The 14,310-nt window shown below is 45.8% G+C and carries 12 protein-coding genes; 7 read left to right on the top strand and 5 right to left on the bottom strand.

Going from position 1 to position 14,310, the window contains the following annotated elements; genetic code table 11:
* Positions 1 to 267: 267 nt before the first annotated feature.
* Positions 268 to 1,728, bottom strand: coding sequence for an NAD-dependent succinate-semialdehyde dehydrogenase (locus tag AYK67_RS15425; RefSeq protein WP_068088878.1), 1,461 nt, complete (start codon positions 1,726 to 1,728; stop codon positions 268 to 270).
* A 432-nt stretch (positions 1,729 to 2,160) separates the two neighbouring features.
* Between AYK67_RS15425 and AYK67_RS15420 the strand changes: the two genes are divergently transcribed.
* The 7 genes from AYK67_RS15420 to AYK67_RS15390 all read left to right on the top strand — a co-directional run bounded on the left by AYK67_RS15420 (position 2,161) and on the right by AYK67_RS15390 (position 9,377).
* Positions 2,161 to 3,144: a TRAP transporter substrate-binding protein gene (locus tag AYK67_RS15420; protein ID WP_068088875.1), complete on the top strand. Its 984-nt coding sequence runs from the start codon at positions 2,161 to 2,163 to the stop codon at positions 3,142 to 3,144.
* A 385-nt stretch (positions 3,145 to 3,529) separates the two neighbouring features.
* The gene (locus tag AYK67_RS15415) at positions 3,530 to 4,630 is read left to right on the top strand and encodes an efflux RND transporter periplasmic adaptor subunit (protein ID WP_068088872.1); all 1,101 of its coding nucleotides are present in this window, start codon (positions 3,530 to 3,532) and stop codon (positions 4,628 to 4,630) included.
* 36 nt (positions 4,631 to 4,666) lie between these two features.
* Positions 4,667 to 5,368, top strand: a complete 702-nt coding sequence (locus AYK67_RS15410) for an ABC transporter ATP-binding protein (protein WP_068088869.1) — start codon at positions 4,667 to 4,669, stop codon at positions 5,366 to 5,368.
* On the top strand, positions 5,365 to 6,519 hold the full coding sequence (locus tag AYK67_RS15405) for an ABC transporter permease (RefSeq protein WP_068088866.1): 1,155 nt from the start codon (positions 5,365 to 5,367) through the stop codon (positions 6,517 to 6,519). The genes AYK67_RS15410 and AYK67_RS15405 overlap by 4 nt, the downstream gene beginning before the upstream one ends.
* 12 nt (positions 6,520 to 6,531) lie before the next feature.
* Positions 6,532 to 7,722: an ABC transporter permease gene (locus AYK67_RS15400; protein WP_068088863.1), complete on the top strand. Its 1,191-nt coding sequence runs from the start codon at positions 6,532 to 6,534 to the stop codon at positions 7,720 to 7,722.
* Between the two features lie 173 nt (positions 7,723 to 7,895).
* Positions 7,896 to 8,138, top strand: coding sequence for a transposase (locus AYK67_RS15395; RefSeq protein WP_068088860.1), 243 nt, complete (start codon positions 7,896 to 7,898; stop codon positions 8,136 to 8,138).
* A 180-nt stretch (positions 8,139 to 8,318) separates the two neighbouring features.
* On the top strand, positions 8,319 to 9,377 hold the full coding sequence (locus AYK67_RS15390; RefSeq protein ID WP_068088859.1) for a helix-turn-helix domain-containing protein: 1,059 nt from the start codon (positions 8,319 to 8,321) through the stop codon (positions 9,375 to 9,377).
* 132 nt (positions 9,378 to 9,509) lie between these two features.
* Here the strand turns inward: AYK67_RS15390 and AYK67_RS15385 are convergent, their stop codons facing one another.
* Genes AYK67_RS15385 through AYK67_RS15370 form a run of 4 tightly spaced genes read right to left on the bottom strand, consistent with a single transcriptional unit; the run spans position 9,510 to position 14,308 of the window.
* Positions 9,510 to 10,655 carry an iron-containing alcohol dehydrogenase gene (locus tag AYK67_RS15385; protein ID WP_068088856.1) on the bottom strand — a complete coding sequence of 382 codons (1,146 nt, stop codon included), beginning with the start codon at positions 10,653 to 10,655 and terminating at the stop codon, positions 9,510 to 9,512.
* A 2-nt stretch (positions 10,656 to 10,657) separates the two neighbouring features.
* Positions 10,658 to 12,034 (bottom strand): aldehyde dehydrogenase family protein, encoded by a 1,377-nt coding sequence (locus AYK67_RS15380; RefSeq protein WP_068088852.1) that lies wholly within the window; start codon positions 12,032 to 12,034, stop codon positions 10,658 to 10,660.
* Positions 12,035 to 12,043: 9 nt separating this feature from the next.
* Positions 12,044 to 13,480, bottom strand: a complete 1,437-nt coding sequence (locus tag AYK67_RS15375) for an amidase (RefSeq protein ID WP_068088850.1) — start codon at positions 13,478 to 13,480, stop codon at positions 12,044 to 12,046.
* 42 nt (positions 13,481 to 13,522) lie between these two features.
* Positions 13,523 to 14,308, bottom strand: a complete 786-nt coding sequence (locus AYK67_RS15370) for an ABC transporter permease (RefSeq protein ID WP_068088849.1) — start codon at positions 14,306 to 14,308, stop codon at positions 13,523 to 13,525.
* Between the last annotated feature and the right edge of the window lie 2 nt (positions 14,309 to 14,310).

Genomic DNA, 14,310 nt, shown 5'->3' with positions numbered 1-14,310 from the left:
TCACAGTGGCTATATGATAGTGCATCTAAAAAAGTACCATTTTGTTTGTAGCAACCGGTACATTTCGCCACACAAATGAACCTTTGGCACCTCGCGTAATGTAGGTAGTGAAAAAGCATCTTATATTATTAATAGAAATAATTCTTAGGGCGCTGAGATGGACAGCGCACTATATCTTAAAACAACTTTATCTATGAATAGAACGACAATAAAATTACATTCAGTTATTATTATGTAAGAATGAAGCTACCTAAAAAGCAAAAGGTTTCAAATTCCGCCCATACACACATACTTAAGCTCTTCAAACTCCTCTAGGCCAGTGCTTGCCCCTTCACGCCCAATGCCGGAGAGCTTGACCCCGCCAAATGGGGCAACTTCAGTAGAAATAATTCCGCTATTAACTCCGACCATACCATAGTCAAGCGCTTCACTCACCCGAAAGCATCGCGCGAGATCTTTTGAATAAAAGTAGGAAGCCAAGCCGTATTCGCTATCATTCGCCCGCTTTATAACTTCCTCTTCACTTTCAAAGCGGAAGATAGGCGCAACAGGACCAAATGTTTCTTCACGCGCAATCAGCATCGTATCCAGACTGTTTGAAAGCACTGTTGGCTCAAAGAAAGTACCGCCGAGTTGGTGGCGCTTTCCGCCCAGTTCTACCTTTGCTCCTTTGGCCACTGCATCGGCAATATGCTCTTCAACCTTTTCCAGGGCTGCTTGATCTATCAAGGGTCCAAAGGCAACCCCCGCTTCAAAGCCATTACCAGTTTTTTCTTTTGCCAAGCGCGCGGTCAACTTTTGCAAGAACGCATCATAAATGCCCGCTTGGACATAAATCCGGTTTGCACAAACGCAGGTTTGTCCATTATTACGAAATTTAGCAATCAACCCGCCCTCAACCGCTGCGTCTATATCTGCATCATCAAAAACGATGAAGGGGGCATTGCCGCCCAACTCCAGACTCACTTTTTTAATTGTTGGTGCGCAAGCGGCGTATAACTTGGCCCCCACAGCGGTGGAGCCGGTAAATGTGAGCTTGCGGACGATAGGATTGGAGGTGAGCTCATTACCAATGGGAGCTGCATCACCCGTGACAACCGAAAAAAGCCCTGCCGGTAAGCCTGCCTGTTGTGCCAGTACAGCAAGAGCTAGGGCAGAATAGGGTGTTTGCGCGGCTGGTTTTAATACCACAGCACAACCTGCAGCAAGCGCAGGGGCAACCTTGCGGGTTATCATCGCATTGGGGAAATTCCATGGTGTTATGGCACCAACAACACCAATGGGCTGCCTCATGACGAGCAAACGTTTATCATTTTGAAATGTCGGTATAATTTGACCAGATGCGCGGCGGCACTCTTCAGCAAACCAACGAATAAAGCTGGCACCATAGGCAATTTCGCCGCGTGCTTCGGGCAATGGTTTTCCCTGTTCTGCGGTTAGCAAGCATGCAAGGTCTTCTTGCGCTGACATGATAAGATCATACCAGTTTAATAAAATATTGGCGCGCTCAATTGCTGCTCTTTTTGCCCAGTGTTTTTGTGCCTGTTGTGCACTATCAATGGCTTGGCGGGTTTCATGCGCATCGCAATTGGGCACAAAGCCTATGAGCTCATCATTCGCAGGGTTTCGTACCTCTATGTTTTTGCATGAGGCTGCTTGTACAAAGGCACCATCAATAAACGCAGCTTGCTGAAAGAGCTCTGTATTCGCTAATTGCGTGTTTAACATGGTGCCCCCTTGGAATGCCTTTGTATGCTGTTGAAGCTGTGATCATAGCATATAGGGGATATAGCCAATTTTAAATTATACCATACTATAGTTTAGCAAGATCACCTTCATTGATGAAAATTACCTTGTGTTTTGAATGGGGTACACATGATTTCAATATCGAGTAATTTCAAATTACTTTGGCCGGCCAATATTATGGATGCCAAAAGGCATAAATCAGGTGAACACAAAGCAGGTGATTGTTAGCATTGTTGGCAGGACAAAAGTTTTCAGTTAACCAATTTTGGAGGGTTGGCCTATGTGTCAATACATAATCCGTAATTTTTGGTTGACCAATTTATTTTTTGGTTCATTATCCAGATACGCAGGCCCTGCAAATTTGGTCCTGCACACCAATAATTGGCAGAACAATCTGTAGTCTGGGAGAATATTATGTTCCGTAATAAACATATGTTAGGCGCATTGTTAACGTCGGCACTCATGGTGGGAGCAACAGTGGCCGAAGCGAAGTCATTGCGTTTAAGTCATAACTTGCCAACCGATAACCCTGCCCATATCTCTCTAGAGTTCATGGCCAAACGGGTGAAAGAAATCACCGATGGCAAATTGCGCATAAGAGTTTTCCCAAATGCACAACTTGGCTCACAGCGTGAGTCGGTAGAGCTGATGCAAAACGGCCTACTAGATATGGCCCGCTCGAACGCAAGTGAAATGGAAGCCTTTGACAGTGCTTATTCGGCTCTCACACTGCCCTACATCTTTACCAGTGAGCCACATTATTACAAAGTTCTCACCAGCGACATTGCCGAGGATATTTATCAATCAAGCTACAAAAAAGGCTTTATTGGTCTGGCATTCATGGTGGATGGATCGCGCTCCTTCTATGCCAACAAAGCAATCAATACACCCGCTGATCTGAAAGGCATGAAAATCCGCGTCCAACCAAGCCCATCAGCCATTAAAATGGTCGAGCTGCTGGGTGGTAACCCAACACCTATCGCCTTTGGCGAGCTGTACTCGGCATTACAACAAGGTGTTGTTGATGGCGCAGAAAATAACCCGCAAGCACTTGTCGATGTGCGCCATGGTGAAGTGGCAAAAATCTACTCTAAAGATGAGCACACTATGATACCGGGTGTGCTCATGATATCGGCTCAAAGTTGGGACGCATTGCCAGAAGACCAACAGAAAGCTTTGAAAACCGCTGCCCGTGAAATGATGGACTTCCACCGTAAGCTCTACAATGAGCAAACACTGGAAGCCATTGAAACAGCGAAGACGACTCTTGGTGTTAAGTTTATTGATGTCAAAAAAGAACCTTTCATTGAAAAAGTAATGCCGATGCATGAAGAAGCGGCAAAAGCAGACCCCAAAGTGGCTGATTTGATTAAACGCATTAAAGCAATAGCTGACTAACCAGCCCCATCACCTTTAAGGCGGCAAAGAAACGCCAATGAATGCCAAAGGCCCCAATCCGGGGCCTTTGGTTTAGGTTGTGTTACTATGTGTTTGATAGCTGTAGGCATAGGGAACATAAACTCAGCAGCTTCGCTTTTTTGGTTTTGGCTTTTTCAAGAAGACTCGAAAACTAAATTACATAACTGTTTTTACTCATCAAATTTCTCACCACTGTTCATCAATATACCACCTATCTGAATTAAAGTTGGTCCCAAAAGTAACCAACTAATCTCCCTAGATTGCAATCAAGGACGACCTGTAACGCAATATGGGTCGCACAAAAGGTCATTCGTTTCCATAGTTTGTAAATGCTTTCAAAGAGCCCCGAACTTGGAAAAACACCGTGTTACACAAAGCAGAACTTTCAGATAAGCTGAAAAGCTTACAGATAGATAGAAATGAAGCGCCGCAGCCGTCAGCACGAAAACAAGGTGCAAAATGGCATTCACCAGTGGTAAGCGCTGTCATTGTTATGTGCTTGGCAGGTATTTCCTATGCCTATTTTGATGGAGCAAAGTACTTCTTCCCAGCAGAGCAACCCGAGCAAGCAGTCGTTTCTATTAGGGCACCAGCCGATAGGACACAAACTGAAAGAACTGCAAAGTCGCTCCACAACACATCAGTATCCGACGTACTCAATGATAATGAAGAGATGGCAATTACGTCACAAACCATAGTTGGCTCCGGTTATGTGGTAGCGGATCATGTGGTGACAATAAAGCCCGAAATTAGCGGACGCATTATCCTCTTCGAGGTTGAGCCGGGCGATATTGTCAAGAAGGGACAAATGCTGGCTCAATTTGATAGCACATTACTTGTAATGTCTTTGAATATTGCCAGATCGAAAGTGAATAAGGCTGCAGCTGAGGTTATAGAAGCTCAAGCAGCTCTTGCCGAAGCGCAAGAGCCTGTAGAGCGTCTTTCGATTTTGCATCAAAAAGGCGTAGTGAGCAAAGCAATGTTCAATGCGGCGTTACTAAAAAAAGAGCGTATGCATAGCGCTCTTGTTCGTGCTCGACGGGCCTTAGCTACTGAAGAACTTGAAGTTGAAAAGCTTTCGCAACAGCTACACTATTATACAATCCGCGCTCCGTTTGATGGGGTTGTTGTTACAAGATTGAGCGAAGTTGGCGAAGTTTTACAGTCTGGACTTGACGGTGGACCGGCTAACGCAGGGCTTGTACAGGTTATTGATCCGCAACAACTGCGTATTGATATTGATATTGCTGAAGTAAATATAGCTCAACTTCAGCAAGGCCAAAAGGGTATAGCCCGACTGGATGCTTATCCTGAAATGCAAATACCAGTCACCGTTAGCGCTATTATACCTTTTGCCTCTAGGCAGAAGGGCACTGTTGCTGTCCGGCTTGCCATTGCAAAGCCGCTACCCAGTATGTTCCCTAATATGTCGGCAAAAGTCACTTTTAAACTGCCTGCAAATTAATAACTGTAACGCTTTATTAAAAAAGAGACTGTTCACATGACGTTAGATACAAGCATTCATCTTAAAGAAATTTCGAAATGCTATCAGCTCGGGAAAAATGAAATAACTATTTTTGATGAGGTCACACTGAATATTCCAACGGGTGATTTCTTGGCAATTATGGGACCATCCGGCTCTGGCAAGTCTACAATCTTGAATTTGATTGGCGGTATAGATCGTATTTCCAGTGGTCAAATTACAGTGGGTTCTTTGCGCATCGACCAAATGTCCGAGGCTAAGCTGAGCCAATGGCGCTCTACGCATATTGGCTTTGTGTTCCAGTTCTATAACTTGTTGCCAATGCTTACAGCTGCGCAAAATATTGAACTGCCATTGCTGTTAACATCGTTGAGCCGTTATGAAAGGGCCGAACGGGTTAAAACCATTCTCGATATAGTTGGACTGTCCAAACGGGGCAAGCATTTACCTTCAGAACTATCTGGAGGCCAGCAGCAGCGCGTTGGCATCGCGCGTGCAATCGCAATGGATCCGCAGGTACTGCTTTGCGATGAACCAACTGGAGATTTAGATCGCCAATCGGCTGAGGAAATCCTAGATATCCTAAAAATCCTGAACACTGAAATGGGCAAAACAATCGTCATGGTCACCCATGACCCCAGCGCCACAGCATACGCAAAGCGGACCCTTCATTTGGATAAGGGCCAATTTGTGCGTAAAGAGCTGGAGGCAGCCCAATGAGCTATGCTTCTTTGATATTTAAAAATCTTAGTCGTAAAATGCTTCGCAGCGTATTGCTTGTCCTTTGTATTATGAATGCCTTTCTTATTTACGGCGTTCTTTCCAGCTTTCAAAAAAGTTTCGAAGGAGCTGAAGCTATTGCCGAACGCTTGGTTGTAACCAATAAGATTGGTAGTAATGAAGTACTTCCGCTTAGCTATTGGAATAAAATTAGGCAAATTGAAGGGGTGCAGGAGGCCACGCACATGACGCGCCTGCGCGCCTATTATAAGAACGAATATAATATTCTTGGCGCCAATGCTGTCGATATTCCCAGCTACTATCGTATTTTTCTAAACACGTACAGTATCACAGAGAACTTAGTGCGCATGATGGGGCAAAAGCGTGATGGGGCTTTAGTCGGCCGTACATTGGCGATGAAAGAAGGCTGGCAAGTTGGACAGAAAATAACGCTCACCAGCTTCCGTCACTTTAATCAAGATGGTACGCATGATTGGTCGTTTGAGGTGGCTGGTATTTTTGATGGGCTGAAACCCAATGTTGATACTGCCTTCTTGGTGGTAAACTATGATTATTTCAACGAAGCATTAGTGCATGGTCAGGATACTGTCTCACTATTGGGCGTGCTGCCGAATGATACAGAATCAATCGATGTGGTTGCAAAACGTATTGATGAAGGCTTTGCAAATTCAAGTCATGAAACGCGTAGTCAATCTGAAATCGCTTTTATGAAAGCCTTCATGAACCAATTTGCCAATGTGGAACTACTCGTCGGAGTTATTGTTTCAGCATCATTCATTACAATTTTGATGATTGTTGCTAACACGATGACTTTCGCCATACGTGAACGCATTTCTGAAATAGGTATCTTAAAAGTACTTGGGTTTTCGGGCACTATTATTATGCTCAGTATTTTTGCAGAAACCTTGATTATTTTTGCAATGGGAACATTGGCTGCCGTTGGATTAACCGCTTTACTAATGCCTGTTTTGAATGAGCTACTTTCCAGTGTTGTTCCTGGTATAAGTTTATCATTACAAACTGTTCTACAGCTTCTAGGTTTTGCGCTCCTGTTGAGTTTTCTTACCGGCTTTCTACCCGCGTACCGCGCTTTTCGCCAACCAATTGCCAATGCTCTCAAGCATAGTTAAATAGGTGATTTTATGAATTTACTTCGTCAATGTGTTGCTATCACAAACGCAAATTTGCGTAGTCTTGGCCGGCGTCAATGGATTTCCATATCTCTTGTATTTTCTGTGACTCTGGTAACTATGATATTGCTTGGCTTTCTTGCAATGGCAAATGGATTTAACAAAACCCTAACACAAATGGGGAGCGAAGACGTAGCAATTGTTATGGGGCTGGGTGCGCGATCTGAGCTCGGAAGCAGCATTGCTCCACCGCACATCCATTTACTGGAAGAAGCGCCAGGCCTTGTCAAAAATCCTCAGGGAACAACTGTATTATCTGCAGAAACAATTGTTCCAGTTGATGTGTTAGGCAAACAGGATCACCTGCCCGCAACAGTTTCGCTACGTGGTATCGGGGCTCATGGGTTGACGTTGCGTCCATCTATAAAACTTGTTTCTGGTAGACTATTTACACTAGGTGCTAATGAGTTGATCGTCGGCCAGCGCCTCTCTCAAGAGTACGAGGGGCTAACTTTGAATGATACAATAGAGTTTGGCCGCTCACGTTGGAAAATTGTTGGTATTTTTGAAGCAAATGGATCGGTCTTCGAGTCTGAATTACTTAGCGATGTGAAAGTAGTTCAAATATTATTTAATCGTCCGAACCAAGTTCAAAGCTTGCGTGCACAATTAGCTGGACCAAATAGCTTAGAACAGCTTACTTCTTATATCGATGCCAACCCACGTCTACCGGTTCGAGTACTTTCAGAAAAGCAGTATTTTTCAGCACAATCAGAACGGGTCAGCCAAATAATTTTATGGCTTGGATGGCCAATATCACTGGTAATGGCACTGGGGGCAATTATTGGCGCTCTAACAACATTGTACAGCTCTGTTTCTGATCGGCAGGTAGAAATAGCTACGGTGCGTGCATTAGGGTTTAGCCGGATTTCAGCTTTTGTGGGCACGTGGCTGGAAGGACTGCTCCTCACATTGGTCGGCTGTTTTATAGGCTTATGTGCCGCACTATTGCTACTAGATGGTTGGGCCGCTTCAACAGTTGGTACAGATAACACACAAATTGCATTTGAACTTAAGCTATCATTTTCTATGGCCGCCAACGCTGTTTTATTGGCCTTACTGGTGGGTGCTATTGGCGGAGGACTGCCTGCTCTACATGCAACACGAATTCCACTCCGCCTAGCTATGACAAGGCGAAGTTAAGTCTCCGTATTGGATCTAATACGGCGGAGACACGAAGCCTGTTTGCAGAACGTTTGGAGCTCAAACAGTCTTTCCTCTTATCGGCTCTAATGTTGGCTAGGCAGCAATGAAGTATTTATGCAAACAATGAAAATCTGGAGAGCTTTGAGGTAAACTAATTATGGGAGAGTTTTATGTGTCAACCAATAGATGCAGAAGTGTTTAAGAGAGAAGCTGTGCGGCTGGTTGAAGTGAGCGGGCGCAAAGTCGACGAAATAGCCGGAGAGTTAGGTATTGCAACCGTAATTTTAGAGTCCTGGCAACGAGAATTGCAAGGTGGGGGGGTAACAGAAGTTACACATAAGGCTACAGTAATAGAGTTGCCCCGTAGCCTGCGGTTGTTAGCCTTTGCATCAAGTGAACATTTTATAGAATGAATTTTAAAAAATCAGTAAATCTTAACTCAGGGTGGAAGTGGTAACTCAAACATGAAGTGGAAATGTTGAAATATTCCACCTTATTGAATGTTTACAGTCTACTAATATTCAACTGATAATTGTTATCTATATCTGATAGTATTAATAGTTATTAATTAATAGATCATTCAGGAAAGTTGAATGCTTACAATTCCGCTCCCCTTTGTTGTTACATTGATGCTATTATTGCTGTTTGTGAAAATATTGCGGGCAGGTGATCAAAAACTTACTGAAAAAATATTTTTTCTGCTTCTATTTATTGTTTGTATCACACAAACGATTTTGAGTGGCTTACGTTGGAATTATCATTTAACAGAGGCCAAGTATTTACAGCCATTGGTAGCAGCAAGCTTACCTGTTTTAACTTGGGCTGCATTTACACATATTCGCCCGCAATCCGTGCAGATTAAAGACTGGAAAGTCTGGCTCCATCTTTTACCAGTTCCGCTTATTGGTCTCTTATTAGTTGTTGATGCAAATTTGATAGATTATGTACTCATAGCTTTGAGTTTTGGTTATAGCATTGCATTATTTCACACTGTTCGAATTGGACCCTCTGCATTACACAGAGTTTCTTTAAATGGTGTTTTACCCGCTTACACAGCTTTAAAAGTCGCTGCCTACTTGTTGTTAAGTACTGGGATTATAGATGCTCTGGTACTCCTTGACTTCATACAGTGGCAAGGAGCTCATGTTGCTACTATTCTATCCGCTTCCAATCTACTGATTTTACTTTGCCTTTGTATTGCTGCAACAACAGCCGGAGAGAATACAGATACTTCGAGCAATGATGAGATAGAGATAGAAACAAAAGAGGCAAGTAACATCTTGAGTGCAGATGATGTTATACTTGACACTGAGATTTTGAGTGCAATTGACACCTTGCTACAAAATAAAGGGCTTTTTAAAGACCCGAATTTAAGTTTAAGCAGATTGGCAAGGCGTGCAGGTGTACCTTCCCGACAAATATCGATTGCAGTAAACCGCAGTCGTTCTATGAACGTTTCACAATATGTCAACCAGTTTCGTATTGAAGAGGCTTGTCGGTTACTTGCTACTACAGAGTATTCAGTGACCCGAATAATAGATGAAACCGGTTTTCAAAGTAAATCAAACTTCAATAGAGAATTTCTTCGCATTACCGGAAAAAACCCAACAGAATGGCGAGCAACTAACCAATACAGGGGTGAAGTTGCCTAGGCTTTATCAATTAATTGGCTAAGAGCGCTGGTTACAACACAATCTCGCTCTTTCCATGCGTAGATTTTTCATAGTTATAAAAAGGCGAGGTTATGAAAAGGCGAGAGTGCCCGCCTTTTCATTTGCAGGCTTTTACAAAGAGTTTTCAATCAATTGGCGGACATTATCATGCGTCAGTTCAACCGGGTTACCTTCGCAACAAGGGTCGGCAAGAACCATTTCAATGAGTTTATCCATTTCAACATCTTTCACGCCCAAGTCGGTTAATGACTTTGGAATACTGAAATGATCGTTAAACTCTTGCACAAACTGGCAGAAGCCATCGAAACCACCGTCAATACCCAAGTAACGCGCTGCAGTGTCGAAACGCTCTCTGATCACAGGCTCATTGAGGCGCAGAACAGGCAACATAACAACGGCATTGGTCGTGCCATGATGCGTGTTGTAGAGTGCACCAACCGGGTGGCTAAGTGCATGAATAGCGCCAAGACCCTTTTGGAAAGCTGTTGCTCCCATCGCTGCCGCACTCATCATATGCGCGCGTGCTTCGATATCTGTTCCATCTGCATAAGCACGTGGAAGATAATCTTTAACCAGACGCATACCCTCCAAGGCCACACCCTGGCTCATTGGATGATAGAAAGGTGAGGAGAACGCTTCGACACAATGCGCAAAGGCATCCAACCCTGTACCAGCTGTGATGAATTTTGGCATGCCCACTGTCAATACCGGATCACAAATCACAATTTTTGGAAGAACATCAGGATGGAAGATAATTTTCTTCTCGTGCGTCTGCGAATTGGTAATAACAGAAGCGCGGCCAACTTCAGAGCCGGTGCCTGCGGTTGTTGGTACCGCAATAATTGGCGCAATACCTGTCGGGTCTGCACGCATCCAGCGGTCTTCACCTTCTTCAAAGTCCCATACAGGCCGTGATTGGCCAGACATAAAGGCGACCATCTTACCCAAATCGAGGCCAGAACCACCACCAAAGGCAATGACACCATCGTGACCACCTTGATTAAATGCCTGTACACCTGCTGTCAGGTTGATGTCTGTCGGATTTGGGTCAACCTCACCAAATAAACCACACTCAATCCCGGCATCTGCAAGAATTGCGAGTGTTTGTTCCGTGATCGGCAGTTTAGCGAGCCCACGATCTGTGACTAGCAAAGGTTTCTTAATTCCAGCTGCTTGGCAAACCTCGGGTAATTCTGAGATACGCCCCTCGCCAAAACGAATTTTTGTTGGATAGTTCCAGTTGCCGTTGAGTTGCATTATTAGACTTTCTTTAGATAGTAGGATTTTGGACGTGTCAGGTTTTGAAAACCGATTGCAGAAAGTGCGCCACCGCGACCGGTATCTTTACTGCCCGTCCAGCACAGTGCAGGGTCAACATGATCTGCGCGGTTGATAAGAACAGTCCCGGTTTCCAGCTGGTCGCCAATCGCCTCGGCCTGTTTCATGTCATTGGTCCAGACAGAACAGGTAAGACCAAACTCGCTATCATTCATCAGCGTAATGGCTTCCTGGTCATCTCGGACTTTCATGATGCCGACCACCGGACCAAAGCTTTCTTCTTGCATGATCCGCATGTCATGGGTGACATCTGTCAATACCTGAGGCGACAAATAGGTTTTGCCATCATCTTCGGGGAATGTATCTATATGTGCGGTTGCGCCCGTTTCCAGTGCATCAGTTATTTGTTCGCGCACTTCATGCGCAAAGCGTTCATGTGCCATCGGCCCTAAAGTGGTGGCTTCATCAAGTGGATTTCCAAGCTGGTACTGCTTGACCAGATCAACAATTTTCTCAACTGCTTCGTCATAGCGGCTTTCGTGCACGTAAATACGCTCGATACCACAGCAACACTGACCGGAGTTGAACATAGCGCCATCGACCAAGCTCGCCACAGCGGCATCCAAATCGGCATTTTGGGTAATGTAGCCCGGGTCTTTACCGCCGAGTTCCAAGCCGATCGCGGTGAAAGTTCCTGCAGCTGCTTTTTCCATTGCCCGGCCGCCACCAACAGAACCGGTGAAGTTGACCAGGTTAAATGCGCCCTCAGCAATCAATGTAGAAGTGGTATCATGATCAAGGAAAACATTTTGGAAAACACCAGCGGGAATGCCGGCAGCATCAAACGCTTGTTGGAACCGTTCCCCAACCAGCAAGGTTTGTGAAGCGTGCTTGAGCACAACCGTGTTACCGGCAATCAGGCCAGGCACGATAGTGTTTATGGCCGTGAGATACGGATAGTTCCACGGGGCAACTACCAGCAATGTACCAAGAGGAACACGCTTGATTTTTCGGTCTGCTCCATCGTCCAAGTCGATGATTTGATCCGCAAGCGCGTCCTTTGCAATACCTGCCATATACACAGAGCGGCTTTTAACTCCGGCATACTCGCCGCCAAAACGCACGGGACGCCCCATCATAACCGCAAGTTCTTTGACGATTTCATCATCGTAATCGGCAAGTTTATCGACAGCAGCTAGAACCATCGAAATACGCTCTTCAAGCGTACGCGCCTGCCATTCTATCTGGGCCTTTTGTGCAGCTTTAACAACTTGGCGGGCATCTTCAAGGCTACTGCATGTTCTCTCCACACACACCGACTGATCTATCGGAGAAATGCATTTAAGTGTTTCTACCATTTTATTGTCCTAGGAGTTTAAAACAAGGTCTGGTGCCCGATGGGCCCATGGCTGTGCTTGTTCCAGCTGAGCTGCCAAGAGCAGCAGAGTTTTTTCATCGCCATATCTTCCGGCAAACTGCACACCAACCGGTAAGCCACCATCATTCCAGTGCATTGGAACAGACATGGCCGGCTGACCGCTCATGTTGTAGGGCCAGCAGAATGGAGAGTGATCGAAGATTCTTCGGAAATATGCTGCAACATCATCGCAGCCTGCTTCATAGGTTCCCAGTTTCCAGGCAGGACGGGACAGTACTGGCGACAATACAACGTCGTAAGTTTCAAACAGGGCAGCTATCTTGCGGCTGGTACGGTGCATTTTCTGAACCGCCTGAATGTAATCGGTCCCACTGGTTGCGAGCCCTAACTCGACCATATTCCAAGTGTTTTTCTCCATGTACTGCGGTGATGGCGCTATGCCTTTTGCCGCAAACAAGGACTTGGCCGTATTGGCCAGATTTACACTCCACAGAACGCTATTGACGGCCATTTCTTCATCGCCGTTAATATCTGGCTGCCCCTCCTCAACAATATGCCCCAGACTCTCGCAAAGCTTGGCAGTTTGTTGCACTGCCTCAATGCAAGAGTGATCAATTGCAACATTGTGATAAGGTTCGGTATGCACTGCGATACGTAGTTTCCGCGTGAGCGGCGAGGCAAGAGCCTTTAAAAAACCATTTGTACCCGGTGCCGTATATGCATCACCTGTTGCGGGGCCGGCAGATGCATCTAGAAACGCAGCGCTATCGCGTACACTTCTTGTGATCACATGCTGAATGGACAAGCCTCCACTACCTTCGGAGATGAGAGGGCCCAACGGCGTGCGGGCACGCGTGGTTTTAAGGCCAAAGACGCCGCAAACCGAAGAGGGGTTACGAATGGAGCCGCCGGCGTCAGATGCATGGGCCACCGGCGTCAACCTTGCAGCAACTGCTGCGGCTGCCCCGCCGCTGGAGCCGCCTGCACTGCGGCTCGTATCCCATGGGTTTTTGCAGGGGCCTAGTAGCTCCGACTCTGTGGAGCCGGATACCCCGAATTCGGGGCTATTGCTTTTTCCAAGAATAACAGCGCCAGCTTGCATATACCTTTGCGTCAGCGTGCTGTGATGATCTGCAACCGCATCTGCACATAAGCGACTACCCGCAGATGTAACAACACCCTTATATTGAATAGCTAAATCTTTCAGAAGCAGTGGCACACCGGCTAATGGGCCATCGCCAAGTCCTTTGGCAATTTGTGCTCTCGCTTCATCATAGGTTTTAGTAGTTACGGCGTTGATAGCTGGGTTTCTTGTTTCAATTGTCTCAATCGCACTTTCTAACAGCTCTGTCGGGCTGATAGCCTTGGCGTGCACAAGCTCAGACATCTCCACCGCGTCCCACTGATCATACTCGCGGAACTTCATGGTTGTTTTCCTATTATTATTTATGAAAGCCAATTGGCGTTATTAATGGGTTTTCTCTTCCGATTCCCTGCTGAAGAACTGGTAGAGCAGCATCAGAGCGACAGTCAGAGCGATCACTATTGTTGAAGCCGCGTGGATTTTCGGGCTTACCTCGAAACGCAGCATCGAATAGATCTTGATCGGAATCGTGACGGTTCCCGAACCTGCTGTCATGTAGGTAACCAAGAAGTTGTCGAATGAGATCGTAAAGGCAAGAACAAGCCCTGCTATGACGCCCGGCATTGCCAAAGGCAATGTCACCTTAAAAAAGGTTTGTACCTCATTCGCACCCAAGTCCATTGCGGCTTCTTCGACGTCCACACCAAGACCATGCAACCTTGCCGAGACAACTGTGAGCACAAATGGTAGGCCGATAAGAACATGACCGGCGATGACAATTGGCAGGCCGCCTTGCAAGTTCAAGTTGGCAGACAATGCTAACAATGCCACTGCAATCACCACCTCGGGTATAATCAGCGGGGCCATGAATGTGGCACGAAAGAACTCGTGTAGGCGGAAAGAATAGCGGGAAATCGCCACCGCTGCCAAAGTACCAATAATGGTTGCAAGACTAGCAGCAACAATTGCAATAAAGGCACTGGTCAAGATTGCCTGTACAATCGCCGGGTCTTCAAATGCATCTACATACCAATCCAGTGTATACCCGGTAGGCGGGTATTTGGAAAAGCGAGAGGCATTAAACGACATCAACGTTACTGCCAAAATAGGAGCAAACAAGAACAGGTAAACCAGCATTGACCAGGTTTTTTGTGTTACGCGTCCAAGCATGG

It is taken from the genome of Polycladidibacter stylochi (assembly GCF_001562055.1).
GTDB classification, from domain to species: domain Bacteria; phylum Pseudomonadota; class Alphaproteobacteria; order Rhizobiales; family Stappiaceae; genus Pseudovibrio; species Pseudovibrio stylochi.
The sequence above is the reverse complement of the archived record's forward strand: the minus strand, read 5'-3'. Positions and strand labels throughout refer to the sequence as shown.

Coding starts and splice junctions, on each gene's coding strand:
- AYK67_RS15425 (WP_068088878.1), bottom strand. CDS start 1,728: ATGTTAAACACGCAATTAGCGAATACAGAGCTCTTTCAGCAAGCTGCG.
- AYK67_RS15420 (WP_068088875.1), top strand. CDS start 2,161: ATGTTCCGTAATAAACATATGTTAGGCGCATTGTTAACGTCGGCACTC.
- AYK67_RS15410 (WP_068088869.1), top strand. CDS start 4,667: ATGACGTTAGATACAAGCATTCATCTTAAAGAAATTTCGAAATGCTAT.
- AYK67_RS15405 (WP_068088866.1), top strand. CDS start 5,365: ATGAGCTATGCTTCTTTGATATTTAAAAATCTTAGTCGTAAAATGCTT.
- AYK67_RS15400 (WP_068088863.1), top strand. CDS start 6,532: ATGAATTTACTTCGTCAATGTGTTGCTATCACAAACGCAAATTTGCGT.
- AYK67_RS15395 (WP_068088860.1), top strand. CDS start 7,896: ATGTGTCAACCAATAGATGCAGAAGTGTTTAAGAGAGAAGCTGTGCGG.
- AYK67_RS15390 (WP_068088859.1), top strand. CDS start 8,319: ATGCTTACAATTCCGCTCCCCTTTGTTGTTACATTGATGCTATTATTG.
- AYK67_RS15385 (WP_068088856.1), bottom strand. CDS start 10,655: ATGCAACTCAACGGCAACTGGAACTATCCAACAAAAATTCGTTTTGGC.
- AYK67_RS15380 (WP_068088852.1), bottom strand. CDS start 12,034: ATGGTAGAAACACTTAAATGCATTTCTCCGATAGATCAGTCGGTGTGT.
- AYK67_RS15375 (WP_068088850.1), bottom strand. CDS start 13,480: ATGAAGTTCCGCGAGTATGATCAGTGGGACGCGGTGGAGATGTCTGAG.
- AYK67_RS15370 (WP_068088849.1), bottom strand. CDS start 14,308: ATGCTTGGACGCGTAACACAAAAAACCTGGTCAATGCTGGTTTACCTG.